The 26,420-nt window shown below is 60.6% G+C and carries 27 protein-coding genes; 6 read left to right on the forward strand and 21 right to left on the reverse strand.

Annotated elements, in window-relative coordinates; all coding sequences use genetic code 11:
- Positions 1-6: 6 nt before the first annotated feature.
- Positions 7-1,617, reverse strand: coding sequence for a phospholipase D-like domain-containing protein (locus LC298_RS10230; protein ID WP_131566680.1), 1,611 nt, complete (start codon positions 1,615-1,617; stop codon positions 7-9).
- Positions 1,618-1,893: 276 nt separating this feature from the next.
- Between LC298_RS10230 and LC298_RS10235 the strand changes: the two genes are divergently transcribed.
- The 4 genes from LC298_RS10235 to LC298_RS10250 all read left to right on the forward strand — a co-directional run bounded on the left by LC298_RS10235 (position 1,894) and on the right by LC298_RS10250 (position 4,826).
- The gene (locus LC298_RS10235) at positions 1,894-2,844 is read left to right on the forward strand and encodes a PRC-barrel domain-containing protein (protein ID WP_158284706.1); all 951 of its coding nucleotides are present in this window, start codon (positions 1,894-1,896) and stop codon (positions 2,842-2,844) included.
- A 61-nt stretch (positions 2,845-2,905) separates the two neighbouring features.
- Positions 2,906-4,048 (forward strand): AI-2E family transporter, encoded by a 1,143-nt coding sequence (locus tag LC298_RS10240; RefSeq protein WP_131566686.1) that lies wholly within the window; start codon positions 2,906-2,908, stop codon positions 4,046-4,048.
- Positions 4,045-4,389 (forward strand): ElaB/YgaM/YqjD family protein, encoded by a 345-nt coding sequence (locus LC298_RS10245; protein ID WP_131566689.1) that lies wholly within the window; start codon positions 4,045-4,047, stop codon positions 4,387-4,389. The genes LC298_RS10240 and LC298_RS10245 overlap by 4 nt, the downstream gene beginning before the upstream one ends.
- Positions 4,390-4,391: 2 nt before the next feature.
- Positions 4,392-4,826, forward strand: coding sequence for a hypothetical protein (locus tag LC298_RS10250; protein ID WP_131566692.1), 435 nt, complete (start codon positions 4,392-4,394; stop codon positions 4,824-4,826).
- Positions 4,827-4,916: 90 nt separating this feature from the next.
- Here LC298_RS10250 and LC298_RS10255 read toward each other — a convergent pair whose 3' ends face one another.
- From LC298_RS10255 to LC298_RS10325, 15 genes are all read right to left on the reverse strand, one after another.
- Positions 4,917-5,582, reverse strand: coding sequence for a ferredoxin reductase domain-containing protein (locus LC298_RS10255; protein ID WP_131566695.1), 666 nt, complete (start codon positions 5,580-5,582; stop codon positions 4,917-4,919).
- A 58-nt stretch (positions 5,583-5,640) separates the two neighbouring features.
- Positions 5,641-5,898 carry a hypothetical protein gene (locus LC298_RS10260; protein ID WP_131566697.1) on the reverse strand — a complete coding sequence of 86 codons (258 nt, stop codon included), beginning with the start codon at positions 5,896-5,898 and terminating at the stop codon, positions 5,641-5,643.
- Between the two features lie 86 nt (positions 5,899-5,984).
- Positions 5,985-6,692: an alpha/beta fold hydrolase gene (locus LC298_RS10265; RefSeq protein WP_131566700.1), complete on the reverse strand. Its 708-nt coding sequence runs from the start codon at positions 6,690-6,692 to the stop codon at positions 5,985-5,987.
- Positions 6,693-6,694: 2 nt separating this feature from the next.
- Positions 6,695-7,828 (reverse strand): cobalamin-independent methionine synthase II family protein, encoded by a 1,134-nt coding sequence (locus LC298_RS10270; RefSeq protein WP_131566703.1) that lies wholly within the window; start codon positions 7,826-7,828, stop codon positions 6,695-6,697.
- Complete coding sequence (locus LC298_RS10275) at positions 7,825-8,817, reverse strand: cupin domain-containing protein (RefSeq protein WP_131566706.1); 993 nt, start codon at positions 8,815-8,817, stop codon at positions 7,825-7,827. The genes LC298_RS10270 and LC298_RS10275 overlap by 4 nt, the downstream gene beginning before the upstream one ends.
- Positions 8,818-8,821: 4 nt before the next feature.
- Entirely contained in the window at positions 8,822-9,790 is a 969-nt protein-coding gene (locus LC298_RS10280) for a nuclear transport factor 2 family protein (RefSeq protein WP_131566709.1), read from the reverse strand.
- Positions 9,787-10,809: a LacI family DNA-binding transcriptional regulator gene (locus LC298_RS10285; protein ID WP_131566712.1), complete on the reverse strand. Its 1,023-nt coding sequence runs from the start codon at positions 10,807-10,809 to the stop codon at positions 9,787-9,789. The genes LC298_RS10280 and LC298_RS10285 overlap by 4 nt, the downstream gene beginning before the upstream one ends.
- Entirely contained in the window at positions 10,809-11,576 is a 768-nt protein-coding gene (locus tag LC298_RS10290) for an SDR family NAD(P)-dependent oxidoreductase (RefSeq protein WP_131566715.1), read from the reverse strand. The genes LC298_RS10285 and LC298_RS10290 overlap by 1 nt, the downstream gene beginning before the upstream one ends.
- Positions 11,573-12,622 (reverse strand): ester cyclase, encoded by a 1,050-nt coding sequence (locus tag LC298_RS10295; RefSeq protein WP_131566719.1) that lies wholly within the window; start codon positions 12,620-12,622, stop codon positions 11,573-11,575. The genes LC298_RS10290 and LC298_RS10295 overlap by 4 nt, the downstream gene beginning before the upstream one ends.
- A gap of 4 nt (positions 12,623-12,626) precedes the next feature.
- A complete protein-coding gene (hisD, locus tag LC298_RS10300; protein ID WP_131566722.1) occupies positions 12,627-13,955 on the reverse strand; it encodes a histidinol dehydrogenase in 1,329 nt (442 codons plus the stop codon).
- A gap of 7 nt (positions 13,956-13,962) precedes the next feature.
- Entirely contained in the window at positions 13,963-14,493 is a 531-nt protein-coding gene (locus LC298_RS10305; RefSeq protein WP_131566725.1) for an ester cyclase, read from the reverse strand.
- A 12-nt stretch (positions 14,494-14,505) separates the two neighbouring features.
- Complete coding sequence (locus LC298_RS10310; protein ID WP_131566728.1) at positions 14,506-15,663, reverse strand: carbohydrate ABC transporter permease; 1,158 nt, start codon at positions 15,661-15,663, stop codon at positions 14,506-14,508.
- A gap of 5 nt (positions 15,664-15,668) precedes the next feature.
- Positions 15,669-16,688 (reverse strand): carbohydrate ABC transporter permease, encoded by a 1,020-nt coding sequence (locus LC298_RS10315; RefSeq protein WP_131566731.1) that lies wholly within the window; start codon positions 16,686-16,688, stop codon positions 15,669-15,671.
- Between the two features lie 78 nt (positions 16,689-16,766).
- Entirely contained in the window at positions 16,767-17,987 is a 1,221-nt protein-coding gene (locus LC298_RS10320) for an ABC transporter substrate-binding protein (RefSeq protein ID WP_131566734.1), read from the reverse strand.
- 89 nt (positions 17,988-18,076) lie between these two features.
- Positions 18,077-19,129, reverse strand: a complete 1,053-nt coding sequence (locus tag LC298_RS10325; RefSeq protein ID WP_131566737.1) for an ABC transporter ATP-binding protein — start codon at positions 19,127-19,129, stop codon at positions 18,077-18,079.
- Positions 19,130-19,252: 123 nt separating this feature from the next.
- Between LC298_RS10325 and LC298_RS10330 the strand changes: the two genes are divergently transcribed.
- Entirely contained in the window at positions 19,253-20,245 is a 993-nt protein-coding gene (locus tag LC298_RS10330) for a nuclear transport factor 2 family protein (protein ID WP_131566740.1), read from the forward strand.
- A 40-nt stretch (positions 20,246-20,285) separates the two neighbouring features.
- Positions 20,286-21,110 carry a TolB family protein gene (locus tag LC298_RS10335; protein ID WP_131566742.1) on the forward strand — a complete coding sequence of 275 codons (825 nt, stop codon included), beginning with the start codon at positions 20,286-20,288 and terminating at the stop codon, positions 21,108-21,110.
- 20 nt (positions 21,111-21,130) lie between these two features.
- On the opposite strand, the gene LC298_RS10340 is transcribed toward LC298_RS10335, so the two are convergent.
- The 5 genes from LC298_RS10340 to LC298_RS10360 all read right to left on the reverse strand — a co-directional run bounded on the left by LC298_RS10340 (position 21,131) and on the right by LC298_RS10360 (position 26,369).
- Positions 21,131-22,135: an ABC transporter ATP-binding protein gene (locus LC298_RS10340; RefSeq protein ID WP_131566744.1), complete on the reverse strand. Its 1,005-nt coding sequence runs from the start codon at positions 22,133-22,135 to the stop codon at positions 21,131-21,133.
- A gap of 14 nt (positions 22,136-22,149) precedes the next feature.
- Positions 22,150-23,211: a Gfo/Idh/MocA family protein gene (locus LC298_RS10345; RefSeq protein ID WP_131566747.1), complete on the reverse strand. Its 1,062-nt coding sequence runs from the start codon at positions 23,209-23,211 to the stop codon at positions 22,150-22,152.
- Complete coding sequence (locus LC298_RS10350) at positions 23,208-24,053, reverse strand: carbohydrate ABC transporter permease (RefSeq protein ID WP_131566750.1); 846 nt, start codon at positions 24,051-24,053, stop codon at positions 23,208-23,210. Before LC298_RS10350 ends, LC298_RS10345 begins: the two co-directional genes overlap by 4 nt.
- Before the next feature lie 10 nt (positions 24,054-24,063).
- Entirely contained in the window at positions 24,064-24,990 is a 927-nt protein-coding gene (locus tag LC298_RS10355; protein WP_131566753.1) for a carbohydrate ABC transporter permease, read from the reverse strand.
- 116 nt (positions 24,991-25,106) lie between these two features.
- Entirely contained in the window at positions 25,107-26,369 is a 1,263-nt protein-coding gene (locus tag LC298_RS10360; protein ID WP_131566756.1) for an ABC transporter substrate-binding protein, read from the reverse strand.
- Positions 26,370-26,420: the final 51 nt, after the last annotated feature.

Genomic DNA, 26,420 nt, shown 5'->3' on the forward strand with positions numbered 1-26,420 from the left:
GACCCTTCAAACCATGTTCGAAGGGATGAACGCGTGGCGTTTCGAAAAGCGCTCGGTCTTCTTGTGGGGGAAGGGAACAACACCTCCGGCACACTGACCCGCATCGGAGGAGCGTTGCGCCGCACAATTCTGCCACGCAGCCATAGCAGCGGCCGGATTGTGCGCCGCGTCCTCGAGTGCCAGATCCTCCCCCAGATGCTGTCTCCAAAGCTTCTGCCTCAACTCCGCCGCCCGTTCCGGCCATTCGAGAACATAACCGGCCTCGAAATCCCACCGCATCGACCGGCCGTTCAAATTTGCCGACGAAACGATAGCGGTCCGGTCGTCGGCGACGAGCACCTTGGAGTGAACGTAAACCATCGCCTTTCCATTGATTGCGTCACGCTCGTGCCGCTCCTCGCGGGGCTTGCCATTGGTCAGGCAGAAGGCAGAAAAGCGGTTTCCGTAGACAAGCCGCAAGCGATTGAGTGCGCGCAGCTGCAACCATTCGCCGTAGCGGTGCACGGCGGAGCGGTCCCCGGTGAACGCCACAATGTCCGGCGCGCCAGGAAGCAGCACGATGAGGTGTAGTGACGGATGGGCCGCCGCGGCGACCAGAGCGTTTCGGATCGGCTTCGACCGCAAAAACTGCGTCTCGATATAAATGAGCGACCGTGCCGAGCCGATGATGTCCAAGTGCGCGCGTTCGATGCCGGCGTAATTCGTTCTCGGCCCGAACGCGAAGGGATTTGCGGTGCGGTAGGCGCGTGTCGAAACAAACCGCACCCGCTCCCCTGTTCTTACGCGTTCGGGTGGCGGCCCGGCAGTAGCGGCGGGGAAGTTCGGGCGATCCCCAAAGCTGAAACCCCTGGTTAGAACCGTCCGCCAGCTATCTTCGAAATGCACCGACAGATCGGCGACCGGCGGGCCGCTGATTTGCATGTCGACATCGTGCCAAGTTTGCTCGGCAGGTCTTTGATGATCAGGCGTGTCAAAGCGGCGCTCGTCAACATCGAGACCGCCGATGATCGCGCGGTCGCCATCAGCGATCATGAACTTCTGGTGATATGCCTGTGTAAAATTCGACGCAGGAGGCCAAAAGCGTAAATTACCCCTTCGGTCGAGGATCGCCCTCAGCCCCGGCGGCAAATCGCCCTTGGCCTTGGCGACTAGATCCGCGGCCGTCTGGCGCACCCACGGCCATATGAGCGTGCGGATAATCGACCCGGATTGTCCTCCGGGAAATCCCGCCACCACCTGAAAATTGTCGCGCGCTTGCTGCGGAAGGCGGTCGCGCCGTTGGAGGATATCATTCATTCTGCGCCACGTTTGGGCGTGCTCATCCGGTGCGCCAACCGGATCGAAATCGTTTATCAGTAGTCGCACACGCACCCCGCGCGCGACAGCATCAACCAGCAAATCGCCCCAGTCCGAAAAACCTGAGGCCTTGGCCTTCTTGCTTCGCACCCGCGTGTCGGGAGCAAAGAAATGAAATGACAGATCAAGGCTGTTCGTAGCTGAAAGAATGAGCTCCTCCATCTTCGGAAAAGCTTGGGCCGCCGTCAGCAAAAATTTCAGGTCCGGCGATTCAGGTGGAGCGGTTTTCGCGGCACGCTGTTCTTCGAAAACCTTGGTCACGGATTCGGCCTCTATTCTTGCGTCGGCGAACGTATCTCGGGCAGGGATGGGCGTAGCACCGGGCGATACGCGTCTTGCCCTCAACAATGAAAACGACCGCTAAGCGTTCCGCGACGTCGCTACAAAGAGCCGAGAAATCGCTCATGACGTTTTCGTGAGCCGCTTCGGAACCGCAAACCCGCTGACGCGTTGAGTGCAGGACACCCGATGACCGGTTTTGGAAACGCTTGGGCCATCGGGTGCGCGAGTAGCAACACTCACAAAAAGGAATTTATTATGAAAAAGCATCTCTTGGCTACCACTGCTGCAATCGCCCTTATCGCAACTCCGATGGCGATGGCTCAGAACGCCGACAACGCCACCCCGGCGACCTCCTCGGTCTTCAGTCAGGAACGCAATGAAAACATGGCGCCCGTCGACGGTTTTTACGCAGCCGATCCGAGCCAGATTCTCGCGACACGCTTCATCGGCGCCTACATTTATAATGGCACCGGAGAAGATGCCGAAACGGTCGGCGACGTCAACGACATCATCATGACGCAGGATGGCCGGGCCGTAGCCGTGATCGCCGGAATCGGCGGGTTCCTCGGAATTGGCGAAAAGGAAGTCGCTGTGTCGATGGATCAGCTCCAGTGGACGACCGATGCCGACGGCGACCAGATTCTTGTGGGCCAGTTCTCCAAGGAGCAGCTTGAAGCCGCACCGGCATTCGAGCGCGATAACATCGAGAACCGCAAGACTGCTGTGATGGAAGGTCAGCAGGTTCCGGCAAACGAGCAGACGGCAGAAGCCGAGCAGCCTGCAACGGAAACCATGGAGCAAACGGCTGAAGCCAAGCAGCCGACCGACGAAACTACTACCGCATCGACACCGCGGATGGAGACCGTCACCGCTGCCGACGCCAAGCTTGAAGCAACCGAGATCATCGGGATGTCCGTAACCGGCGCCGATGGCGAGGAAGTTGGCGAAGTTTCGGAAATCCTGATCGGCGACAGCGGCGAAGTTGAAGCTGTCCTCATCGACGTTGGCGGTTTCCTCGGTATGAACGAAAAGCCGGTTGCTGTCTCCTTCAATGAACTTCAGATCGCGCGGGCCGAAGGCTCGAAAGACTGGACAACCATCAAAACCGGGCTCACTGCCGAAGCGCTCGAAGAGCACAAGGCTTACAACAAGTCCGAATACGAAGCCGACAAGGAAGCAGTAATCCTCGTCGCTCCGGTTCAGTAAACCGTTAACTGGCTGCCGCATCCCGAACTCGGGGTGCGGCCCTTTTTAAGGAACGACGCCCGTGCTGGCATTCGACAGTCTGCTGTTTAGATCGCTGGCGACGATTTCACTTCTGATTGCGATTGTTGCGGCGTTGTTCTTCGCCGAGGCCATATTTCTTCCCGTTGCGCTCGCTCTCCTGATCGCACTTGTGCTTCATCTTCCGATGGTGGCTGCTCAAAGAGCCGGACTACCCCAAACCCTCTCCGTGATACTCCTTATTTCTGCGCTGGGGGCTTTGACCGGCCTTATCGCCTTTCTTCTCTTCGGACCGCTACGCGAAGCCGTCACCTCATATCCCGACCTGGCCGGGGAGTTGAAGCGCAAATTGCTGAGCCTGCGTCAATCATTTCGCGCCGCCGAAGAAGCGGGCGACGCGATTTCCCGCGTCGCCGATGACGTAAAGGAAATAGTCAAGGATCCGGCGGTTCAGGAAGTCGTAGTCAAGGACCCGAACTTCGTTGCCACTGCAGCAAACTCGGTTGCCGAAGTTGTCACAGGGATCGTTCTGACCTTGACAATCGCCGGCTTCATTCTGGCGACCCGAAGGCCCTTCCTGACGCTGGCGACCATGCCGTTCAAATCTACCGCTTCCAAGCTTCACGCCGCCCGAATCTGGAAGGCGGTCGAGCGGGAAGTCAGCTATTATTATCTTGTTGCCACAACGATCAATGTGGGGCTGGGAATTGCCGTCGGATTGGTACTATGGGGCCTAGGCGTTCCGATGCCGCATGTGTGGGGCATCGCCGTGGCGCTGCTCAACTTCATCATGTTCGTGGGTCCGGCCATCGGCACCATATCGCTGCTTGTTACCTCTATCCTCACTTTCGAGACTCCGCTGGAAATTCTGGCTCCGCCCGTCGCGTACCTTGTCATCAACTTCATTGAAGCCAATTTGGTGACGCCGCATTTTCTGGGACGGCGCCTTAAGGTCGCGCCGCTCGCGATCATCCTCTCCCTTGTGTTCTGGGGATGGCTATGGGGCTTCGCCGGTCTTATAATTGCGGTGCCCACCCTTGTTATTCTCAAGGCGGTCGCCGACAAAACCAAGGCGCTGGGAAGTCTTCGCCGGTTCATCTCACCGCGCGCCAGCCATAGCAGACCGGAGACTCCGGATCCCACTCCGGAGACAGTTATCCACGCCCCTGAAAGGAGTTCACCATGACCACGAAATCCACTGCTGGTTCATCCGACGTATCCAACGCGAATACATCCGCACGCGAAAAGGAACTTTCAAGAGAGATCGAAGGCCTTCGCGAGGATCTCGCCGCCCTGACCAAGCGGTTCTCGAAAATAAGCGACGCCGGCGTCCGTGCAGCCTCGGAATACTCGCGCGACGCAAAAGCGGTGGCAATGGAAAGGGGCGAAGCGCTTTATTCGGACCTGACCTCGCGCGCGACCGATCTTGAACGGGATGCAGTTCGTTCGATCCGTCAGCATCCGCTGCAGGCCGTCGGCCTTGCCGTCGGCATCGGATTTCTTGCGGCGCTTCTGACGCGCCGATAAGCATGTTTACAGGTATAAGGGGCCTGTTTCGCCTCGCCGGGGCCGACATCGCGCGCATGAAGGCGCGCCTGATGGTTTCTGGCTCCCTATTCGGGCTCGCGGGCTTTACCTTTCTGATCGCGATCCTGCTTGCCGCGGGAGCCGGGATCGTCGCACTTGTCGAGAACTTCGGCATCTACGCCGGTTTGCTGATAGGGTCGGGCCTTTTCGTGATCGCCGGATTGTTCGCACTCGTCGTGAACTGGGTTCTGGCAAGACGTCACCGTCGCCGCAAGAAGCGCTCCAGCGCGGCCCGGGCGGCGCTGATCGCCAACGCGGCCGCCGTTGGCGCGACCCCGCTCAGGAAGGTGAGCCCCGCACTTGTCCCGATCCTCGGCATAGCCGCCTTCGTGTTGACCAACATTGCACTGAGCGGATCGGATGAAGAGGACGGCTGAAGAGGATCGCCCCGCGCGCCGATGCAAGCAAGGGCCACGCCGCTGATTTCGGCGTGGCCCTTTTCGCTTCAAGTCTTCATCAGCCGGGATTCACTTCTCAAACACCAAGGAGTCGGGCTTGGCGCCGAGGTCCGAGAGTGTCGCATTGATCTCTTCGACCATCTGATCGGGACCGCAAACGTAGAAATGTTGATCAAAGTCGGAGACGTGATCTCGCAGATAGTCGCCGTCAATGTGACCATGATCGAGTCCTGAGCGCTCTTCCTGACTCAGAATGTGCCGAACGGTCAGGCCGGGCAGCGCCTCGAACTCCTCACGATGAATGATGTCGCGCTCCGTCTTGTTGGCGAAAAGAAGCGTGTGACCGGCGAGATTTCCCTCATCATGCAGTTGGCGAAAGATCGCGATAAAGGGGGTCACCCCAGCGCCTCCTGCGATAAATACACCCTTCCCTTTGTAAGTGATCGCCCCCCAGGGATCGTCAATGATAAGCTGGTCACCGACCAGCAGCTTCGACAGTTGGTCGGTGACGCCGTCGTGATCGTGGTACGATTTGATCGTGAACTGCAGCCGATCCCAGCCCGGAAGAGAGGTGAAGGTGAAGGGGCGTTTCTGATCCCGCCATCCGTCCTTGTCGATGGAGACTTCCGTCGCCTGCCCGGGTTGGAAACTGAAGCTGTCGGGCTTTTCGAGGTCGTACGAAAAGACATTTCGCGCATCGGGCGAAATTGCCTTGATCGTCAATGTATGTGTCATGGGCAATCCCTGATCGGAAGTTCAGATCGTAAACCATTCTTCTATACGAAAATCGCGCCTAATCTTCGTCGCTCGATGAGCGGTTGCCCTTGCCGAGATCCTCCTTGGCGCGAACATCCTTGTCCATCTTCTCGAAGCTCTCGATCACATCGTCCGCTTCGGTCTTCACGTCAGGAACTGCATGCCGCTGGTTCCGTACATTGGCCTGATCGTCACCCTGAAGGTCGTTGTCGCCCATTTCTCTTGACGCGAGGTCGGCGCGCTGCAGGTCGGTGTCCTTTGTTTCGGTGGTCTTGTCATCGTGCGGGCGTGCCATGTCACTCTCCTGTCTATTGGTTGAGAACAAGAAACGGTCTGGGAACTGTGATGTTCCATGGGGCAGATCAGCGGCCTGCGGAAAACTCAGCCTGCCCGCGCAAGCCAGCTCCGCAAGGCGGTGTTTACGGCCTCGGGATATTCGAGCGTTGAGATATGACCGGCATCCGGAATCAGCGCCAGTTCAGATTGTGCAAGCAGTCCGGCGATCTCGCGGTGCCTCTCAGGAGGACAAAGCGTGTCGTGCTCGCCGCACAGGACGAGGGCCGGGCCCGGATACTTTCTCAGCGCATCTGTTTGTTCCTCCCGATCACGCAGCGCCAGCGTCTGATCGACAAACACATCGGCACCGAGATCCATGGCCATGTCGACAAGCAGGTCGAGCAACGCCCGGTTCGAGCGGTTGGCCGGAGCGAGATAGTTCGGTTTCATTTCCTCCACGATAACGTCCCGCAAACGGCCTCGGCGAACCGCGTCGATTTGCCGGTTGCGAATTTCACGGCGCTCGGGCGCATCGGCGCGATGGTTGGTGTCGAGTAAGCCAAGGCGCTTCACCCGCCGCGGGGCTTGCCCCGCCATCTCCATGGCGACGATACCGCCCATCGACAGACCGGCAAGATTGAAAGTCGGCGGCAGCGTCGCCAAGAGCCCCGAGGCAAGCCCGCTGATGCTGCGCTCGCCGGACAGATCGCCGATGACCACGTCATACTCGCTGCCGAACTCCGCTGCCTGCGGCGCGAACATTCGGGCGTCGCACATCATGCCCGGCAGCAAGACCAGCGTCTCGCGCTCCATTTTCAGAGTCGCGAAGTCGCCAGCGCGGCACCGTCATGCAGGGCCGTGAGTTTGGCGTAGGCGATTTCCGGATCGACCGCCCCGAAGCCGGCGAAGGTGCCGAAACCGCAATCCGACCCCGCGATGACACGATCGCGGCCGACGATCGCGGTGAAACGTTCGATGCGCTGCGCGACCAGTTCCGGATGCTCTACGAAGTTGGTCGTCGTGTCGACGACGCCTGGAATCAGGATCTTGTCATCCGGGATTTCGTTCTTGCGGTCGCGAAATACCGTCCACTCGTGTGCGTGGCGCGGATTCGAAGTCTCGAACAGCAGATAGCGGGCTTTGGCGCCCATCAGCACCGGAAAGACCTTCGCCATGTCGATATCGCAGACATGGGGACCTTCGTAGTTACCCCAGCAGATGTGGATGCGCACGCGATCGTGCGGCACGTCGCGAAGCGCATGATTGAGCGCCTCGACATGCCCCGTCGCGATCCTTACGAATTCCTCGTCCGAGAGATCGTTGAACAGCATGTGGCGCGAAAGAGCCAGATCCGGACAATCAAGTTGCAGGTCGAGGCCGCTATCGACGATCGTTTCGTACTCCGCCTTCATGGCGTCGGCCAGCGCCGAGAGATAAGTCTCGCGCGTCGGGTAATGATCGTTTTGCAGGAACAGCGAGATCACGCCGGGAGACGCCGCGTTCATAAAACCGCGTTTTGCGCCGTGCTTTGCCATCGCCGCCTTCAGGTTGGCGATGTCCTTTTGCAGTTCGCCCTGCCCCTTCGAACGCACCTCGCCGGTGCACATTGGACGCGCGTATTGCGGCGTACCGCCGGATTCGGCGAGTCGTTGGAGGAATGAGGGGAAGAGTTTGAGGTCGGCCGGCGCGTTGCGCGGACTGTCGCCGGAAAATCCCGTGTAGCGATCCTTTACGTATGTCGCATAGGAGATCTTCGAGGTCTCGCCATCCGATACGATGTCGACGCCGGCCTCCACCTGCCGGCGCACAGTTTCGTCCACCGCTTCCGTCATGGCTTTGTCAAAGTCGGCCTCTTCGTAGGCTTCGCCGTTCTCGCGGGCAAAAATGAAGTCCACCACCTTCTGGATTCTCGGAAGAGAACCGACATGGGTCGTCAGTATTTTGCTCATGATGGCTGCCCCTGCCATGTCGGTCCGGCGGGATCGTCGGTCGCAACGATGTGATAAAGGGCTGCTTCCCCGGTCATCGATGGCAAGGCCGCGTGATCAAGGTATTCGGGTACGCTCATCGTGTCGCCTGGGGCCAGCGTCGCTTCACCGGCGGCATAGCTGTCATTGGCGTCCCACGTCACACGCCAATGCCCCTTGACCGGCATCAGGACGGATGGGCGGTCATGACGGTGCATCTCCTCGCTCGCCGCTGACCCCGTGATGAAATCGACCTCAAAGCCCGGCTTGTCGCGGATGATTCCCTTCTCGCCAATCACCTTGGCGGGCCGGTCCCCTGCGAGCGCCACCATGTCCCAATACCTGCGGACCCCCATGCCGATCACCTGCATCGGACTCATCTCGGGATAGTCCTTCAGTTCCTCCTCGCTCAGCAACGGCATCGGCTTGACGCCCTCGGGCAGCGATTGTCCCTTCTTGGTGTCGTAAAGCTTGCCGTTCTCGCCGAGTACGAGCCCATGCTCCTTGGCATCCTCGATCACCTGCGGGGCCCAGATCACCCCTCCCCCGGCGTCGTCGCCGCCGAGGATCGCCATGATCATTCCGTAGTCGGTGCCGATATTCTCGAAGCCGCGGAAGATGCCGGTCGGGATGTTTATGATATCGCCTTCTTCCAGCACCACCTCGCCCGCATTGCCCCAACGGCCCCAGAAAAAGCGCCAGCGGCCCTTGAGCACGAAGAAAACCTCTGCCGTCCGGTGCGAATGAAGCGAGTTGCGGCACTTCGGGGGCTGACCTGCCGCGCCGATGTTGAAGCCGTGCGGGATTGCAATATGAACGTGCTGGTCCGGGCTCTCGGAAACCCCGCCGCCGATGATCGTGAAGTTTTCCTTCTGGTCCGAGCCCGGCGTATGCGCGTCGATGAAGGCGGTTTTACACGGTTGCAGATCGCCATACCGGACGATCCGCGCTTCCATTTCCTGCGGTGTCATCTCTCTATCCCGTCTTTAGTACGATCTGCTTCCAGATCGCCGTTTCATCGAAAACCACGTATTCCCGCCGCAATCCCCACGGCCCGAATTCGGCGTGCGAAATCCCCAGCACGTATACGTCAGCGCCCGTCGGCTGGCCGAAGGCGCCCCAACCGTCATGCTTGCCGTGCAACGACCAGCGAACGGCGGCGCGCGGCGCCATCAGGTCCCCCTCATTGCCGATTACATGGTCGATGCTGAAGGACGCCGACGGAAAGCTCGCGCGCAGTCCCATCCAGAAGCGGTCGGCGGCTTCCCATCCATGTGCGGTGTTTCCGCCCGGATGCTCCAGGTGACAGGCGCGGTCGTACTCTTCGGGGACGAGCGACAGCTCCGCATCCATCAGCCGCGTCAATATGTCGGCATATTTCGCGCCCCAGGCGCTGTCATTGCCCTTTCCTGCATACGGCCCCGGGCGATCGCTGGCTGGCGTAAGCGGCGCGGCGGCATTGTCCGGACCGCCCTCCCGCTGGATCGCGTCGCGCGCGTAGTCCTTCGGATCCCAACCCATCTGCCGGACGATCGCGCCCTGGTCGCGGATCAGCCATTCATCGTTGATCTGGTTGTCCACCGCATGGCAGTCGGCGATGATCCTGTAGGTGAGCTTGGTACCGGTCGCCTTGCCATAGATTCCGTCACCGGCATGCGTGGCGGTCGACAGCAGCCGGTGTGACGACAGCATTCCGGTCTCCGGGGTCCCGCACCAGATCACGTCCTCCCCCAGCAATTGCCGGTCGGGAAACTCGGCCAGCGTCGCCATGGTCGCCGCTATGACGCCTTCGTTGCCGACGACGACGGACGCAGGCGAACGAACCACGATGTCCTCCGCGTAATACCGGTGCAGCGTATGGATGCCGCGATCTTCCCAGATCTCCTTGGTGATCCCGAGAATGTAATCCGGGAAATCCTTCCATTTCGGGTCAAAGCCCTTCATCTGCTCCATCCTTCAGGTATGCGCGCCGATCCCCGGACGATCAGCGGACCGGGTATGACGACATGCTCGTGGCCGATGCCGGTATGGTCGATGAGCCCGAGCAGCGTTCGCACCGTTTCCTCGACCATCATGTTCGCCCGCTGACGTACGGTGGTGAGGTTGTAGGCCGGCCAGGCGGCGGGCGGCACGTCGTCGAAGCCGATCACCGAGACATCTTCCGGCACGCGAAGCCCCAGATCCGACCGCAGCACGTCCATCACTGCGAAAGCCATGTGGTCGTTTGCGACGAATACGGAGTCCGGCCGGTCCGCGCTGGAGAACATGTTGAGGGCGGCCTGCCGTGCCTGACCGACCTCGAAATTGCCCAACCCGCGGACGTAATCGTGGATGCCCGCGTCCGCGAGACGCTCGGCAAATCCGCTCTCGCGATCCCGCTGCGTAGAGGCGCCTTCCCAACCGGCAATGTAGCCGATGCGTTGGTGGCCGCCCGCGATGAGGAAACCGGCGACCGCCCGACCACCGGCACGGTTATCGGTCGTGACCGACGATACGCGTTCGTCGTCCTGTCCACGGTTGAACAACACGACCGGAACACCGGCGGACTGGCAGCGCCCGGCAAGATCCGACGACATGGCGACCGACGCCATGATGATGCCGTCCACCTGATAGTCGAGAATCTCCTGCAGTACCTGATCGATATTGCCGCTCGTCTGGGAGGCCATGAAGATCAGGACGTGATAGCCCTCGGCTTGCAGGGCGTTCGACAGCTTCTCGATCGCTGCGGGATAGAAGTAATTTTCGAGATACGCGACCACCAGACCGATGATCCGGCTGCGCCCTGTAATCAACGAACGGGCGAGAACGTTGGGACGGTAGCCCAGTTCGTCCGCCGCCTTTCGCACCTTTTCGGCGGTGCGCGCCGAGACGCTGGCGCCGGGAGTAAACACCCGCGAGACCGCCGACTGGCTAACGCCCGCCGCCCGTGCGACATCGGTTGATGTAACCTTCTCCTGCGACATCAGCCCGCCGTCCAACCCCCGTCGATTCGCAACGAGGTGCCGGTCACCAGGGCGGACGCCTCGCTAGCCAGAAACACGGTAGCGCCCATGATATCCTCGATCTCTCCGACCCTGCCCAGCTTGATTTTTTCCTCGATCCATCGCACACGGTCAGGATCGGCGAATGTAGGCTCGGTCAGCGGCGTCCGGATGAAGGTCGGGCAGATCGTATTGACCCGAATGCCGTAAGCGCCCCACTCGATCGCCATCGACTTCACGAAACCCTCGACGGCATGTTTAGAGGCGCAATAGACCGCGCGCTCGGGTCCGCCGACATGCGCCATTTGCGAGGAAATCTGGATGATCGAACCGCCCTTCCCGGCTTCGATCATGCCGCGCGCTGCCGCCACCGATACGAAGTAGGCTCCACGCACATTGACGCGCATCACTGCATCGTAGTCTTCGGGATCGGTTTCCAATGCCGGCGAATGCCGGGCGATCCCGGCCGAGTTGACCAGGATGTCGAACGGTCCGTGTTCGGGAACTCTTTCTGCCGTCGCATCGATATCGGCGACATCAAGTACGAGCGCCTCCGCGTTGTGGCCGGCGTCGCGGATTGCATCGACAGCCGAGTCCAGTTTTGCGCGGCCCCGTGCCGCCATCACCACGTGCGCCCCGGCTTCGGCAAGCGCCACCGCGCAGCCGAGCCCGATGCCGGAGGATGCGCCCGTCACCAGCGCGCGCTTGCCGTCGAGCCGCAGCGAAGGCGGTTTCGGGAGCTTGGTCATGCCGCCGCGATCCCGGTTTCCGGATCGAACCCGATCCGCGCCTTGTTGAACTCACGCATGCGGGCCAGCACGTCGACGCCGATCTGATCGTACATGTCCAGGAGATCGACAAGCACCCAGTTTTCCCGGATTCGGCCGTTCTCCAGGCGCCAGAAATCGAGGCTCCGCATCGTGATCCTCTTGTTCACCGGCGCGATGCCCATCCAGCCGCCATGCGTGAGCGTCTGGATCATGTCAGGCCAGCCGGTCACGCCGGCGTAGTTCCGGTCGCCGAAGAAATGATATTCAATCTCGCCGACATACTGCCCCCGATCCGGCATGCCGTTGAGAAACGGGATCTGATGCCAGTTCCGGAACCCCCTGATGCCGCGCCCGGTGCCGATGCCGGATGGCCCGTACCAGCTCATGCGTGGGTGCCAGTACCGCTCCATCTCCATGACCTCGGGACCGCCTTGCGAGGGATGACGTTTCAGGGCCGCAAGCATGTCGATAATGTGCTGACAGGTGGCACCGCCCTGCTCGTCGTCATACGGGCCGGGAACAAGCCCGTCCTGCGTCGCAGGCCCCGGAACGTGCCATTCGCGTCCAAGGCTCGGCGCCATCGGCCAGGCGCCTGCCTGCATCATCACTTCCGGGATGTCCCAGAGCGCCTGAATCTCCGTAACCTTGCCGTCGGCAAGGCGGTAGAACTCGTGGAAGCGCATCGCCATCTGGTGGCCGGTCGGTGGAATGTCCATCCATGGACGCAGGAACGTTCCGGCATAGTATCCCCCGCAGCCGACCCAATCGACGCCCTCCGGAGTCGGCCCGGCCATGACGATGGTGTCGCGCCGCTCCAGATCAGGGATGGCGCGATTCAGCGGCGCATAGACCCCGTCATACAGCGCGTCCGGCCCCGACATCTCGCCCAGCGGGTGCGCGAGACGGATCTCCGCGTCCGGTGCGACAATTGCATTCAGCGCGGACCGCACACCCTCCTCGGAGAAGTCGTACATGGCGGCGCGCACGGGCGCGATCAGGGACTTGTTCCTGGTATGCCGGTCCATGGCGCTACTCTGCAGCCTCGCGCGGGTGTGCCGCCGCCCCATAGGCGACATTGCGGCCGCCATAGCGGCGGACACGGATGTTGGCCTGCTCGGCATGGCCGACGAACCCTTCGAGCATGCAGAGCCGCGAGCAATATTCGGCGACAATCGTCGCGGCCTCGTCGGTGATTATTTTCTGATAGCTGTGAGTTTTCAGGAACTTACCGACCCACAAGCCGCCGGTATAGCGACCGGCTTTCTTCGTCGGCAGGGTATGGTTCGTGCCGATTACCTTGTCGCCATTGGCGACATTGGTACGCGGGCCGAGAAACAGCGCCCCGTAGGAATGCATGTTCTCCAGGAACCAGTCGTCACGGTCGGTCATCACCTGAACATGCTCGGACGCAATGTTGTTGGCGACGTCGAGCATTTCGTCGTAGCTGTCACAGAGGATGATTTCGCCGTAATCCTCCCAGCTCTTCAAGGCGGTGTCCGCAGTAGGCAGGATCTCGAGCAACCGGTCGATCTCCGACAGCGTCCCGGTCGCCAGCTTCCGGGAGTTGGTGACGAGAACGGCCGGCGAGTTGTAACCATGCTCGGCCTGCCCGAGCAGGTCCGTGGCGCACATTTCCGCGTCGACCGTATCGTCCGCAATGACCATCGTTTCCGTCGGTCCGGCAAAGAGGTCGATCCCCACCCGGCCGAACAATTGCCGCTTGGCCTCGGCAACGAACGCGTTGCCGGGCCCGACAAGCATGTGCACCGGGTCAATCGTCTCGGTGCCTATGGCGAGCGCGCCGATCGCCTGTATTCCCCCGAGCACGTAGATTTCGTGCGCCCCGCCGAGATGCATCGCCGCGATCACCGCCGGGTTCGGCTCCCCGCGGAATGGCGGTGTGGCCGCCGCGATCCGGGGAACGCCAGCAACCGTGGCAGTCAACACCGACATGTGGGCTGAGGCCACCATCGGGAATTTTCCGCCCGGCACGTAACATCCAACCGACTGGACCGGTATGTTGCGGTGGCCAAGAATGACGCCTGGCAGGGTCTCGACCTCGATGTCGGTCATCGATGCCCGCTGTGCTTCGGCAAACCGTCGGACCTGCGCTTGCGCGAAGCGGATATCCTCCATCTCTCGCGCCGAGACCTTCTGCATCAGGGCTTCGATCTCGGACTCCGACAGGCGAAACGAAGCCGGAGTGTACTTGTCGAACTTCTCCGACAGATCGCGCACGGCCGCATCGCCCCGCGCATCGATATCCTTTAATGTGCCCTCCACGACAGTACGCACCTTCGCGTCGTCGTCGGACCGTTCGGCGTCGGGCTTTCCCCGTTTGAGATATTCGATTGCCATTGTTGCCTCATTGAGCCGGTTGTGGCGGCGTCTTTTCGCCGCGATCGAAGGCCTCCCAGCCTTCGCCGTTAAAAACATCGACGCCCAATTGCGCCATCACATGCGGGAAATCGACCATCACCCAGTTGTCGGCGATCTTGCCGTCAACGACCTTCCAGAAGTCCATGTACCGGATTTCGACCCGCTTTCCGGTCGGCTCGATACCCATGAACGCGCCCGAGTGGGTCGCTTCCTGCCGGCCAAAGGCCGCGGCCCATTCGCCCATGAACAGACGTGCCTCGTCGACGCAGGTCTTGTCCGAAAAGGCGGCCTGAAACGGTCGCTGCCAGTTGTCCTGGAACTCCCTCAGACCGTTCTTCGTGCCGCAGCCGTAATTGCCCATCCAGCGAAAATTATCCGCAAAGAACTCGCCGATATCGCCGATGCGGTGGTCGTTCAGGCCATCGACCATGCCCTCGATCACGCCGCGCGTTTCGCCGCTCTTCGAAAGATCGGTATCGCAGCTCAGCGCCGCCTGCTTCGGGCGAGATCCCTTCATGTTTTCATTCCTTCATCCCTTCACCGCTCCGGCCGTCAGGCCCGAGACAATTTGCCGTTGGAAGACCATCACCAGCAGGAACAGCGGTGCGGTGATCGAAACCGCCGCGGCCACCGCCTCGACCTGGTCTGTCGTTGTCGTCTCGCGATTGAAGTAGCCCGCGATCGCCGGAACCATCGTCTGGTTCTGGGCATCAAGCAGAAGCGACGTGACCAGAAAGTCGTTATAGGCGAGCAGGAAGGAGAACAGCCCGGTGGTGATCACACCCGGCCACATGACGGGCATGATGACCCAGCGGAACGCCTGGAAGTGGGTGCATCCGTCGACGCGCGCCGCCTCGTCCAGTTCAGCCGGAATGTTCTGGAAGAACGACCGCAGCATCCAGATGGTGAACGGCTGGTTGATCGACACCAGCACCGCAATCACCGCGAGCGGCTGGCCGTACAGCGTCGGCGCGTTTTCGCCGAGGATCGGGCGAAGCATCTCCGCCGAATTGATGAACACCGGAAGATAGCCGGCGACCAGCACCGAATGCGGAAGCGCGCGGAAAATCAGCGCGACGATCAGAATCCAGAACGCAAGCGTGCTCCCCGACCGGGCCAGACCGTAGCCTGCGAGCGTACCGACCGTGAGCGATACGGTGACGACGCCGGTGGTGACGATCAGCGAATTGACGAAGTTTCGCCAGAAGTCGTTCTCGACCCAGACCGCCTCGTAGTGCTCGGCCGTGAGCCCGATGACGGGCGCTCCCAACGGCCCCGTCATGCCGTTCACAACATCGAGGATTGGCGGCAGGATGACGAAAAAGACAACGATGAAGCCGATCCCGAACGCGAGCGAGCCGATGATCCAGCCGACGACGCTCAAGCCGGGCGGGCTGTATCTCGCCACCATCCTCGGCAGCCAACGCATGGCGAGGCGCGCCGCCAGGAACAGCATCGCCAGTCCCGCGAGGATGTCGATGACGGACAAGCCATTTCCGCGGGCGCGCGTTTCCGGTCCGAAGACCACGTCGAGCGGATTTGCGGCGAAGGCGTCGACCGGCGTCTTGAAGCTCATCACCGCGATCCAGAAGATCGGAAACGCCGCGATGAAACACCAGGCCGCAAGAAAGGCCGCGGAACCGAAGCGCAGGCTCATCGGCTGACGGAGGGCTTTGGGCGTGACCATCGAAATCACCCTCCCCTGTGATCGCGCCAACTCCGGCGCAACAACGGAATGAGCAGGATGACGATGCCAACCATGGTCAGCATGGCCGAAGCGGACGCCCGGCTGATCGAGCGGTTGCCGCTGTCGTCAGGCGTCAGGTAATCGTAGGTCAGCCACTGCAGCGTGATGCGATGCGCCTGCGAGGAGAAGCCGACGACTTCCTCGAATGCGCGATAGGCGTCCATCAGATGGATCAGCGCGATGAACACAATCAGCGGCATCAGGTGGGGGATGATCACGTATCTGAGGCGCTCCCACCGGGACGCGCCATCGATGATTGCGCTTTCGAGCGTATCCTGATTGACGGTTTGGAGGCCCGCATAAAAGACAACGAAGGCGAACGGCGCGACGTGCCAGACCCGGTAGAACAGCATCATCGCTTCGATCGTCCAGCCCTGTGCGAACATCGAGATGTCGCGATCGAGCCAACTCTCCAGAAGCGAGGTCAGAATACCGTCGCCGATGAACAGCCAGCGGATCGACAGCGCCCCGATGACCGGGGTGATGATGAAAGGCAGAAGCGACACGAAGATGATCTGGCCACGCAACGCCCTGGTGAGATTGTTGACAGCCAACGCAATGGCGAGCCCGACGCCGATCACCAGCGGAAGGGTCACCAGGGTGAAAGTCAGTGTGAACCGTAACGCTTTCCAGAAGTCGATGGTCAGAATGCGGCCTGGACGGCCGTCCGAGATCGCCTCTGCCACGCGGTCGAGCTGAAGCACATTGGCGTAGCTTTCGAAGCCGACCCATGTGGATGTCGTGCGCACATTGCCGTTTTCGTCGAGAAGCGGTTGCGTCTTCACTTCCGTCACGCATTTCTGGGCCGGAAATCCGGGAGTGCAGGTCTCGACCTCGACCCGCTCGACGATCGGTTGGTTCAACTGAAAGCTCTGCAGGAAGACGGTGACGAGCGGAGCCGCGATGAACAGAACCATCAGAAAGATCGACGGCCCGACGAAGGCAGCGAAAGTTCTGAACTTCATGGCGCTCGGCCTTTCTCAGCGGATCTGCAAAATGGGGGTGATGACGGGGCAGCGGTCAGGCCGCCCCGCCGGGTGCGACTATTCCAGGACGCCCGCTTCCTTGGCGGCTGTCACATAGGCCGCCTCGACTGCCTCCAGCGTCGCCTTTGCGTCGCGTTCTCCGGTGAAAAACGCCGGGAGTTCATTGCCGAGCGCCGTGTGCATCAGCCCCATCTGCGAGGTCGACGGGTAGGATGCAGGCGCGGGGCTCGCATTGACCGTTGCGATCGCGCCTTCGGCGAGACGGCTGGGCTCATAGCCCGGAATCAGCCAGATCGCGTCGTCGTTGTTCGCCTTCACCATTTCGGTATCCAAACCTTCGACGATGAGTTTCATCGCTGCTTCCGCTTCCTCGTCGGTAATGTTCTTGGCAATCACCATGCCGTCCCACCACAGGGTAGTGGCAGGCGCTCCGCCCTCCATTGCAAGAGGCGCGGCGGCCGCATGGACCTTACCAACGACCTGGCTTTCGCTCTCGTCGTCCATTGCGCCCGCCCGGCTCGCCCAAAGGTTCGCCATTGCGATCTTGCCCTGCTGGAATTGCTGTTGGACGTAGGTCGAGTCCGAAACGAGATATTCCGGATCCATGAACTGCGTCAGTTTCTTCATGGTCTCCAGCGCCTTGACGCCAACTTCGGAATTGACGTTCGGAGTACTGTCGTCATTCACGAAGCTGCCGCCATAGCCGAGGAACATGTTGTTGAAATCCTGAGCCAGGTTCCATCCGGATTTCATCGTCGCGCCCAATGGATACTCGACAACGCCTGCTTCTTCTATTTTCTGCGCGGCTGCGATCACCTCGTCCCAGGTCTTCGGAACTTCGATCCCGACCTCGTCGAAAATGTCCTTTCGGTACATCAGGTGCTGCGTGTTCACCATCATCGCGACGGCCATCGTCTTACCGTCGATCTTGATCATCTGGTTTTCGCTGAGCCCCTGCCCGTGCTCTGCGATCAGGTCGTCCAGCGGTCGAATCAGCCCCTCATTCAGCAACGGCGTTACGGTGCCGTTGGAAACGCCCCCGATTTGATAGAGCGCGGGATTCGCCGCCAGCGCACTTGGCTGCTTGGTACGGAATTCCTGGTCCAGTTCGGCTTCGAAATTCCCGCACTCCGCCATCGCGTCGGTCACGGATTTCCAGGCCTCAAAGCCAGCCGAAAGCGATTTGATGGGTGTGGTGTTTTCAAATGAGCAGGCGGCATACGCGCCTGAGCTCATGAGCGAGAGGGCAACGCCGATCGCGAGTGTCTTGAGTTTCATCTGCTTCTCCCTGGTGGTTTGGCGCGATGTGCCTTCGAAACACACATCCACGCCGGCTTGCCCGTGTGCCGGGCGGTTGACGAAGAGACCTACATCCCTCCCGTTCGCGCCCCTGTCCGACTGTCAAACAGGTGGCAAATCTGTGCCGGTACGGAGATCGATATCTCCTGGCCGATCTCGGCACGGTATTCCTTGTGAGCCTTGACGCTGACCAGCGCGCCGCCGGCGCGCACCGTGATCATCGTCGCGTCGCCAAGCAGTTCCATGGTGTAGACCTTCGCGTTGATCTCGCCGCCGCCCTCGCCGACGGCCGCATCCTCGGCGCGAAATCCGAGCGTGACCGGGCCGTCCGACCCCTGAAGTCCGCCGATTTGGGCATTGTTCGCAGTGAAGACGCCGCCCTGCAGCGTGCCTTCCATCAGATTCATGGCCGGACTGCCGATGAACCCGGCTACGAACGTGTTGGCGGGCCTGTCGTAGATATCGGTTGGCGTGCCGACCTGCTGCACGACGCCTTGCGACATCACGACCACCCTGTCCGCAAGCGTCATCGCCTCGATCTGGTCATGCGTGACATAGATCGTCGTCACTTTGAGTTCGTGGCTGAGATTCTTGATTTGTGCGCGGGTGGACACCCGAAGCTTCGCATCCAGGTTGGACAAAGGCTCGTCCATAAGGAACACCTGCGGCTGCCGGACGATCGCGCGTGCAAGGGCGACTCGCTGCCTCTGTCCGCCCGACAGTTCGGCGGGCTTGCGATGCAGGAACTCGTCAAGCTCGACCATCGCCGACGCCCGCCGAACACGGTCGTCGTGCTCGCCTTCCGGCACCTTGCGGACTTTCAGCGGAAAGCGGATGTTGTCGTAGACATTCATGTTCGGGTAGAGCCCGTAGGACTGGAACACCATCGCGATATCGCGATCCTTTGGGTCGAGATCATTGACGACCTTCCCGCCGATGACGATCTCGCCCTCGGTCGCCTCCTCGAGCCCCGCCACCATCCGCATGGTCGTGGTCTTCCCGCACCCGGACGGTCCGAGAAGAACGAGAAACTCGCGATCGGCAATCGTCAGATCGAAATTGTCGACGCCGACGAAATTCCCCCATCGCTTGGATACGCCGCGCAGTTGGATTTCAGCCATTCGCCCCCCCCGGAAAGCGGTCGCAAACATCATTTTGCATACGAATGCAAAACAGTAGACTCACAAGCAGGATTTTGGCAAGTTATTTTTGCATACGTACCCAAATCACGGGACTCTCCCCTCATGACTGACTATCGCGCTGTCGCGCACGACTTCCTGAACGCCCTACTCCGCGTTCCGGAATCTGACCTTTCCGCCTTTGCCCGGAAGACCCTTTCGCCAGAAACCTTTTGGGATGTGGCTTTTCCCGTTGGCAGGCTCCACGGAATCGATGCTGTCCTTGAAGAGTTCATCCTTCCCTTCCGGCGCGCCCTGCATCATGTCCACCGCCGCGACGAACTGTTCATCGGGGGGGCGAACCGCCGCTCCTATGGCGGAGACTGGGTGGCCTCGATCACCCATTATGTCGGCAACCACGCCGACGCGCTTTTCGGCATCGCGCCGAGTGACCGGCTGGCTTTCCTGCGATCCGGCGAGTTCTATCGGCTCGAGGGCGGCAAGATAGTTGAGGCGAAGCTGATCGTCGATTTCCTCGACCTGATGCGTCAGGCACGCCGGTTCCCTCTCCCTGAGATGCTTGGTACGGAAATGCTCTTTCCGGGACCCGCCAGCCATGACGGGGTGCTCCCGGACGACAGGCAGAACGGCGAAGCCTCTCTCGATATCATCGAGAGAATGCTGGCCGACCTTCACACATTCGACCCGTCGACCTTCAGTTCATCGGCACAGACCGGGGACGACGGCTACTGGGACGAGGACATGCTCTGGTACGGACCGGCGGGCATCGGCTCGAATTTCCGTTGGGAGGGTTTCGTCAAGGATCATCGCGAAGCTTTTCTGAGCGCCTTTCCGGACCGCAAGGGCGGAAACCATTATTGCCGGATCGGTGACGGAAACTTCGCCGCGATTTCCGGCTGGCCCTCCATGACGATGACGCATCAGGGCGACTATCTCGGTGCTCCCGCGTCCGGCAAGGCGCTGACGCTTCGGGTGATGGACTTCTACCGCTGCGCCGGCGGAAAGATCATGGAGAACTGGGTTTTCCTCGATTATCTTGATCTCTTCGATCAGATGGGAATCGACCTGATCGCCCGGTCGGCGCAAATGAACCCGTAGCCGACGGCAACGATCGCCCAATCCCGGACCGGGGACCACGTTGAAAAGCATCGTCGCAACGTTCGATCTGGAAACCGGGACCAGCCAAACTGTGCTCGCGGTTGACCTGCACCTTGAGGCGCCGAATTGGACGCGCGACGGGACCGCGCTGATCGTCAATGGTGGCGGCCGGCTTTTCAGCCTGCCTCTCGCATCGCCTTCGCTGCAGGAAATCGACACCGGGTTCGCGTGCAGGCTCAATAACGATCACGGCATTTCGCCGGATGGTACGATGCTCGTCATCAGTGACTCCACCCGCACCGAAGAAAGTTGCATCTACACGCTGCCCTTCACGGGCGGCGAGCCGAGGCGCATTACCGAAAAGGTTCCGTCCTATTGGCACGGCTGGTCGCCCGACGGACGCGACCTTGCCTATACGGCGAGGCGCGAAAAGACCTTCCAGATCTTCACCTGTCCGGCAGATAGCGGTTCTGAAACCCGCGTAACCCGCGATTTCGATCATTGTGACGGGCCGGATTACACGCCGGATGGCGAGTGGATCTGGTTCAATGGCGAAACGGACGGATCGGTCCAGCTTTGGCGCATTCGCCCGGACGGCACGGACCTGGAGCGCATGACCGACGATGAGCGGGTCAACTGGTTCCCGCACCCCTCCCCGAACGGGAAATCGGTCGTATATCTCGCCTACGAAAACGGGACACGTGGGCACCCGGCCAACAGGCATGTCGAACTGCGGATGATGCCCGCCGACGGCGGAACGTCACAGCTTTTGACCAAGCTCTTCGGCGGACAGGGCACGATCAATGTTCCCTCCTGGTCTCCCGATGGTAGACGGTTCGCCTTCGTGCGTTACGATGTCGTTTGAGCAGTGGGAAACGCCCGAATTCAGACCCCTGCCCGGCTTCCGTCCGCGGAAAAGGCGAATGTGCGCTCGGTGTCGAAACGTGCGTACTGACGGCTCCCCGGCTCCACCAGTTGTTCGCCGAAACCTCTTACCACAAGCAGACCCACCGCGGCGCAGTCGAGATAGATATTGGTATCGGCACCCAAATGCTCGACATGCGTCACGCGGCCTTCGATGTCCCCGCCCTCGCTGTCGAGTGTAATGTGTTCCGGCCGGACGCCGAGCGTATGCACTCCGTCTCTTCCGACCACGCTTCCCTCGATGAAGTTCATCTTTGGCGAACCGATGAAGCCAGCGACGAAGATGTTTGCCGGGTCGTTGTAAAGCTCCATCGGCGATCCGACCTGCTGGATGACGCCGCCATGCAGGACAACGATGCGATCAGCAAGCGTCATCGCCTCGACCTGGTCATGGGTCACGTACACCATCGTAGTGCCGATCTCGTCGTGGAGGCGCGCGATTTCCAGCCGGGTCTGTACGCGCAGCGCTGCGTCAAGGTTGGACAATGGTTCGTCGAACAGAAAGAGGTCCGGTTCGCGCACGATCGCCCGGCCGATGGCGACACGTTGGCGCTGCCCCCCGGAAAGTTCAGCCGGACGCCGTTCGAGCAGCGCATCGAGCGACAACATGGCGGCAGCGGTTTTGACGCGAGCGGCTATGTCGGCCTTGGGCATTCCAGCCTGTTTCAGCCCCAGACCCATATTGTCGCGCACATTGAGGTGTGGATAGAGCGCGTAGGTCTGGAAGACCATGGCGATACCGCGTTTTGCCGGCGGCACCGCGGAAACATCACGCCCCCCGATGATGAGGCTTCCCTCGGTGGCATGCTCCAGCCCGGCGATGATCCGCAAAAGAGTCGACTTCCCGCATCCCGAAGGACCGACGAAAACGACAAACTCTCCATCGGCAACTTCGAGATTGATGCCGCGCAGCACGTCCACCGACCCGAAGGATTTGCGCACATTTCGCAGTTCGAGCGAACCCACTGAGTTTTCCCCTCCTAAAGTGTCACGGCAGCGCCGGAGCGCACGCTTTCGTCTGCGGCAAGACAGATCCGCAGGGACTGGACCGCGTCGCGCATATGGCGGTCGAGGTCGAGGTCCTCGCGGATTGCCTTGAGCACGTAAGCCTGTTCACGGGCGCAAAGCTCATAGTGCCCCGGTTCATCCTTCATCGACAGGTTCTTGTCGGCGTTCGCAAAATGCCCATCCGAATCCGTTTCCGCGCGGTGCACCCGCAGGACCGACGTCTTGGTGTGGGTATCGATGTCGTCAGACTTCGCGTTTTCGTCCATTACGATCGAGACGCACCCGTTTGGCGAAATCACGTCTTTCACGAAAAACGCGGTCTCCGACATCATCGGTCCCCAACCGGCCTCGTACCAGCCGACCGAACCGTCGTCGAACAGCACCTGGAAGTGGCCGTAGTTGTACATGTCGGGCGCGATGTCCGTCGTCAGCCGAAGGCCCATGCCCCGCACCTCAACCGGTGCAGCATCGGTGATCTGACACATCACGTCGACATAGTGGACGCCGCAGTCCACGATGGGCGGCGTCGTGTCCATCAGCCGGCGGTGCGTTTCCCATGTCGGCCCGCTCGACTGCTGGTTGAGGTTCATTCGAAAGACGTATGGTCCGCCGAGCGATCGCGCCTCGGCGATGAGCCGTATCCACGACGGGTGATGCCGCAATATGTAGCCGACGATGAGCTTTCGGCCATTGGCCCGGGCGCAGGCAACCACGCGTTCGGCATCGGCGACGGTTGTCGCGAGCGGCTTTTCAACGAACACGTGAGCCCCAGCTTCCATCGCCTCGATTGCGAACCTGGCATGGCTGTCGGAATAGGTGTTGATCGAGCAGAGACCGGGTTTCAGCTCCGCCAACGCATCCTCGAATGACGGCAGGACTTCGTGGCCGGCAAGTTCCGCAGGCAGCGTCGCCTGCGAGCGGTTAACCAGACCGGCGATCTCGAATCCCGGATTGGCGGCGTAGGCCTTGGCGTGGCTGAGGCCCATGTTTCCGAGACCGGCAACCAGCACGCTTACAGGCTTTGCTGCGTTCATTTGACGGCTCCCGCGGTGATTCCGGCGATCAACTGGCGCGAGAAGATGATGTAGAGAACCAGCACCGGAAGAATAGCCAGCGACAACGCGGAAAGGACCGCGTTCCAGTTGGTCACGAACTGGCCGATGAAGACCTGCGCGCCCAGCGTCACGGTCTTGGTCTCCTCGGCCGGCGCGAGGATCAGCGGAAACCAGAGGTCGTTCCAGATCGGGATCATGGTGAAAACCGCCACCGTCGCCATCGCCGGCCGCACCAGCGGCAGGACAAGACGAAAGAAGATCGTGTATTCCGACAGTCCGTCGATCCGCCCGGCATTCTTCAGATCATCCGACACCTGCTTCATGAACTCCGAGAGAATGAAGACGGCGAGCGGCAGGCCCTGCGCCGTATAGACGAGAATGAGGGCGGTCAACGTGTTCACGAGGCCGCCGGCGACCATCAGCTGCAGGATCGCCACCGTCCCGAGGCGGATCGGAATCATGATCCCGAGCGCGAGGTACAGCCCCATGAGCGAATTGCCGCGGAAGCGGTACTCGGACAGCGCAAAGGCTGCCATGGCGCCGAACAGCAACACGAAGAAAAGTGAAGCGACCGTGACGACCAGGCTGTTCTGGAAATAATGCAGGAAATCTCCCTGAGCCATGACGGTCTCATAGCCGACGAGGGAAAACGTCTCGGAATTCGGCAGCGAAAGCGGCGAGCGGAATATGGCGTTTCGCTGCTTGAAGGAGTTGACGACGATTACGAGAACCGGAAACAGCGCGATCACCGTGTAGGCGATCAGAATGGCATGCGAGGCAAGCGCGCGGCCGAAAGAATTTGTTGCCGGTCTTGGCGTCATCGCCGCGCCCTCAGAACTGATAGCGGCGAAGCCGCGTCTGGATACCGAATAGGTAGATACACACACCCATGAGAATGATCAGGAACATGATCGAAGCGATCGCCGAACCCATATTCGGATCGCCGATCTGGAGCTGGAAGCCGAAAAATGTGCGATAGAGGAAGGTCCCGAGAATATCGGTAGCGTAGTTCGGTCCGGCGAGCGCGCCCTGCGCTGCATAAATCAGGTCGAACGCATTGAAGTTGCCGACGAAAGTCAGGATCGAGATGATCCCGATCGACGGCAGGATGAGCGGCAGCTTGATCTTCCAGAATTGCGACATGCCGGTGATTCCGTCGCACTCCGCCGCCTCCAGTATCTCGTCGGGAATGGAGAGAAGCGCCGCGTAGATCAGCATCATCGGAATCCCGACGAACTGCCACACCGAGATCAGTCCGAGCGTCGTCAGTGCGTATTCCTCCTTGCCAAGCCAAGGTGCGAACAACGATTTCAGACCGACCGCATCGAGAATGCTCGGCGCGACGCCCCAGATCGGTGAGAGGATTAGCTTCCAGCCAAACCCGACGATGACGAAGGACAGGATGGTGGGCACAAAAATGGCTGTTCGGTAGAATGCGCGCATTCGCAGCCGCGGATTGGACAACAGGGCCGCCAGGAGAATTCCAATCGGGTTTTGAACCGCCATATGGATGAGAAAAAACCAGAAATTGTTGCCGAGCGCGTTCCAGAACGAAGCCGACCATCGCGGATCGCCGAGCAAGGTGCGGAAATTGTCCAGCCCAACAAATACGTCACGCCCGTCGACGACCCGAAAGAACGAAAGTTGCAGCGTACCGAACAGGGGCAACACCATAATTGCGGTGTAGACCAGCACGGCAGGTGCGAGAAAAACGCCGATATGCCAGCGGACTGGCATGCGGGGTGAAGAAACGGTCATTCAAGCCTCTAGATTTCGGTCGCGGTTTCGTCTGCCCCCGCGGACCCGGCGCATTGCGATCAGCGGGGTGCGCAACCGCCGGCCCGACCATCGAGATCGGGCCGGCTTCGCAACGGTCAGTTCTTCTGCGGCTCGTACCAGCTCGTCAAACCGTCCTGCAGACGTTTGGCCGCGTCTTCAGGCGTTTCGCTTCCCCTTATGACATTGGCCGAGGCGTTCCATGTCTCGTTCTCGAGATTTGGCGTACCGCGCGACAGGATTTGATAGGTCGAACGGATCGTCGACTCACACTTCTCGCGCCATGAGATGAACTCCTGTGCCAATGGATCTTCCAATTCCACCGGTTCCTCGGACAACGGGAAGAAGCCAGGGAGAGCGTTGGCGTAAAGCGAGGCGAACTCCGGCGAAGCGACCCAATTGAGGAACGTTTTCGCCTCCTCGGGGTGCTCGGTATTGGCGTTCATGCCGATCGCGATATCGGTGTGGTCCGAAATGTAGCATGTGTCTCCCGCTTCCTTCACGGGCGGCGGAAAGGCGCCCATTTCGAAATCGGCCTGGGTGTTGAATCCGGAAATCTCCCAGGATCCTGCCGGATAGATGGCGGCACGTCCGAGCGTGAACAGGTTCTGGCTGTCCGGATAGGTTTGCGCTTCGAAGCCGTCACCCAAATAGTCCTTCCACCGCGCAAGCGTCTTGTAAGGCTCCACCCACGCCGCGTCGGTGAGCGTCTGTTCGCCGGAGATTAAGGCTTTCCGGCCCTCTTCGCCCTTCCAGTAATTGGGACCAATGTTCTGGTAGCCCATCGTCGCGGCTTCCCATTGGTCATTGGTACCCATGGCCATCGGAATGTAGGTACCATCTTCCTTGATCTTCTCGAGCACGGCGAAAAACTCGTCCTCGGTCTCGGGTACCGACAGGCCGAGTTCCTCGAAGGCGTCCTTGTTGTAGATGAAGCCATGAATTACCGAGGCCATCGGAACACAGAACGGGTTCTCGCCATCGTCGGTGATCCATGCAGATTTCGCCACGTCGGAGAAGTTCTTCATGCCCTCGAGTTCGGCAAGCGACGCCAGATAGCCCTTGTCATACAACGCCAGCGAGGCGTCGAACGGGCGGCATGTGATGAGATCGCCGGCTGAACCTGCTTCGAGCTTGGAATTCAGCACGGCATTGTACTCGGCCGGAGCCGAAGGCGCGAAGTTGACCTTAATTCCGGGATTGGCGGCCTCGAATGCGGGAATGATCTTGTCCTGCCAGATGGACAGGTCGTCATTGCGCCAACTCTCGATCGTCAGCGTCACGTCCTGCGCCTGGGCGGCGCCCGCCAGTGACAAGACCGCGGCCGAGAGTAAAAGGCCCCTTGCAAGTTTCGAATTCATGACAGTCTCCCTGATTTCGCCCCCTTCCGGAGCGGTTTGTTGGCAAAACCG

The sequence above is a fragment of the Oricola cellulosilytica genome, from assembly GCF_019966575.1.
Taxonomy (GTDB): Bacteria; Pseudomonadota; Alphaproteobacteria; order Rhizobiales; family Rhizobiaceae; genus Oricola; species Oricola cellulosilytica.

What these genes read in the sequence shown, in the direction of transcription:
- LC298_RS10280 (WP_131566709.1), bottom strand. Translation starts at nt 9,790, where the DNA reads ATGAAGGGCTTTGACCCGAAATGGAAGGATTTCCCGGATTACATTCTC.
- LC298_RS10320 (WP_131566734.1), bottom strand. Translation starts at nt 17,987, where the DNA reads ATGAAACTCAAGACACTCGCGATCGGCGTTGCCCTCTCGCTCATGAGC.
- hisD (WP_131566722.1), bottom strand. Translation starts at nt 13,955, where the DNA reads ATGGCAATCGAATATCTCAAACGGGGAAAGCCCGACGCCGAACGGTCC.
- LC298_RS10250 (WP_131566692.1), top strand. Translation starts at nt 4,392, where the DNA reads ATGTTTACAGGTATAAGGGGCCTGTTTCGCCTCGCCGGGGCCGACATC.
- LC298_RS10265 (WP_131566700.1), bottom strand. Translation starts at nt 6,692, where the DNA reads ATGGAGCGCGAGACGCTGGTCTTGCTGCCGGGCATGATGTGCGACGCC.
- LC298_RS10285 (WP_131566712.1), bottom strand. Translation starts at nt 10,809, where the DNA reads ATGTCGCAGGAGAAGGTTACATCAACCGATGTCGCACGGGCGGCGGGC.
- LC298_RS10325 (WP_131566737.1), bottom strand. Translation starts at nt 19,129, where the DNA reads ATGGCTGAAATCCAACTGCGCGGCGTATCCAAGCGATGGGGGAATTTC.
- LC298_RS10350 (WP_131566750.1), bottom strand. Translation starts at nt 24,053, where the DNA reads ATGACGCCAAGACCGGCAACAAATTCTTTCGGCCGCGCGCTTGCCTCG.
- LC298_RS10345 (WP_131566747.1), bottom strand. Translation starts at nt 23,211, where the DNA reads ATGAACGCAGCAAAGCCTGTAAGCGTGCTGGTTGCCGGTCTCGGAAAC.
- LC298_RS10260 (WP_131566697.1), bottom strand. Translation starts at nt 5,898, where the DNA reads ATGGCACGCCCGCACGATGACAAGACCACCGAAACAAAGGACACCGAC.
- LC298_RS10315 (WP_131566731.1), bottom strand. Translation starts at nt 16,688, where the DNA reads ATGAAGTTCAGAACTTTCGCTGCCTTCGTCGGGCCGTCGATCTTTCTG.
- LC298_RS10270 (WP_131566703.1), bottom strand. Translation starts at nt 7,828, where the DNA reads ATGAGCAAAATACTGACGACCCATGTCGGTTCTCTTCCGAGAATCCAG.
- LC298_RS10235 (WP_158284706.1), top strand. Translation starts at nt 1,894, where the DNA reads ATGAAAAAGCATCTCTTGGCTACCACTGCTGCAATCGCCCTTATCGCA.
- LC298_RS10330 (WP_131566740.1), top strand. Translation starts at nt 19,253, where the DNA reads ATGACTGACTATCGCGCTGTCGCGCACGACTTCCTGAACGCCCTACTC.
- LC298_RS10295 (WP_131566719.1), bottom strand. Translation starts at nt 12,622, where the DNA reads ATGGACCGGCATACCAGGAACAAGTCCCTGATCGCGCCCGTGCGCGCC.
- LC298_RS10255 (WP_131566695.1), bottom strand. Translation starts at nt 5,582, where the DNA reads ATGACACATACATTGACGATCAAGGCAATTTCGCCCGATGCGCGAAAT.
- LC298_RS10245 (WP_131566689.1), top strand. Translation starts at nt 4,045, where the DNA reads ATGACCACGAAATCCACTGCTGGTTCATCCGACGTATCCAACGCGAAT.
- LC298_RS10310 (WP_131566728.1), bottom strand. Translation starts at nt 15,663, where the DNA reads ATGGTCACGCCCAAAGCCCTCCGTCAGCCGATGAGCCTGCGCTTCGGT.
- LC298_RS10360 (WP_131566756.1), bottom strand. Translation starts at nt 26,369, where the DNA reads ATGAATTCGAAACTTGCAAGGGGCCTTTTACTCTCGGCCGCGGTCTTG.
- LC298_RS10290 (WP_131566715.1), bottom strand. Translation starts at nt 11,576, where the DNA reads ATGACCAAGCTCCCGAAACCGCCTTCGCTGCGGCTCGACGGCAAGCGC.
- LC298_RS10275 (WP_131566706.1), bottom strand. Translation starts at nt 8,817, where the DNA reads ATGACACCGCAGGAAATGGAAGCGCGGATCGTCCGGTATGGCGATCTG.
- LC298_RS10305 (WP_131566725.1), bottom strand. Translation starts at nt 14,493, where the DNA reads ATGAAGGGATCTCGCCCGAAGCAGGCGGCGCTGAGCTGCGATACCGAT.
- LC298_RS10355 (WP_131566753.1), bottom strand. Translation starts at nt 24,990, where the DNA reads ATGACCGTTTCTTCACCCCGCATGCCAGTCCGCTGGCATATCGGCGTT.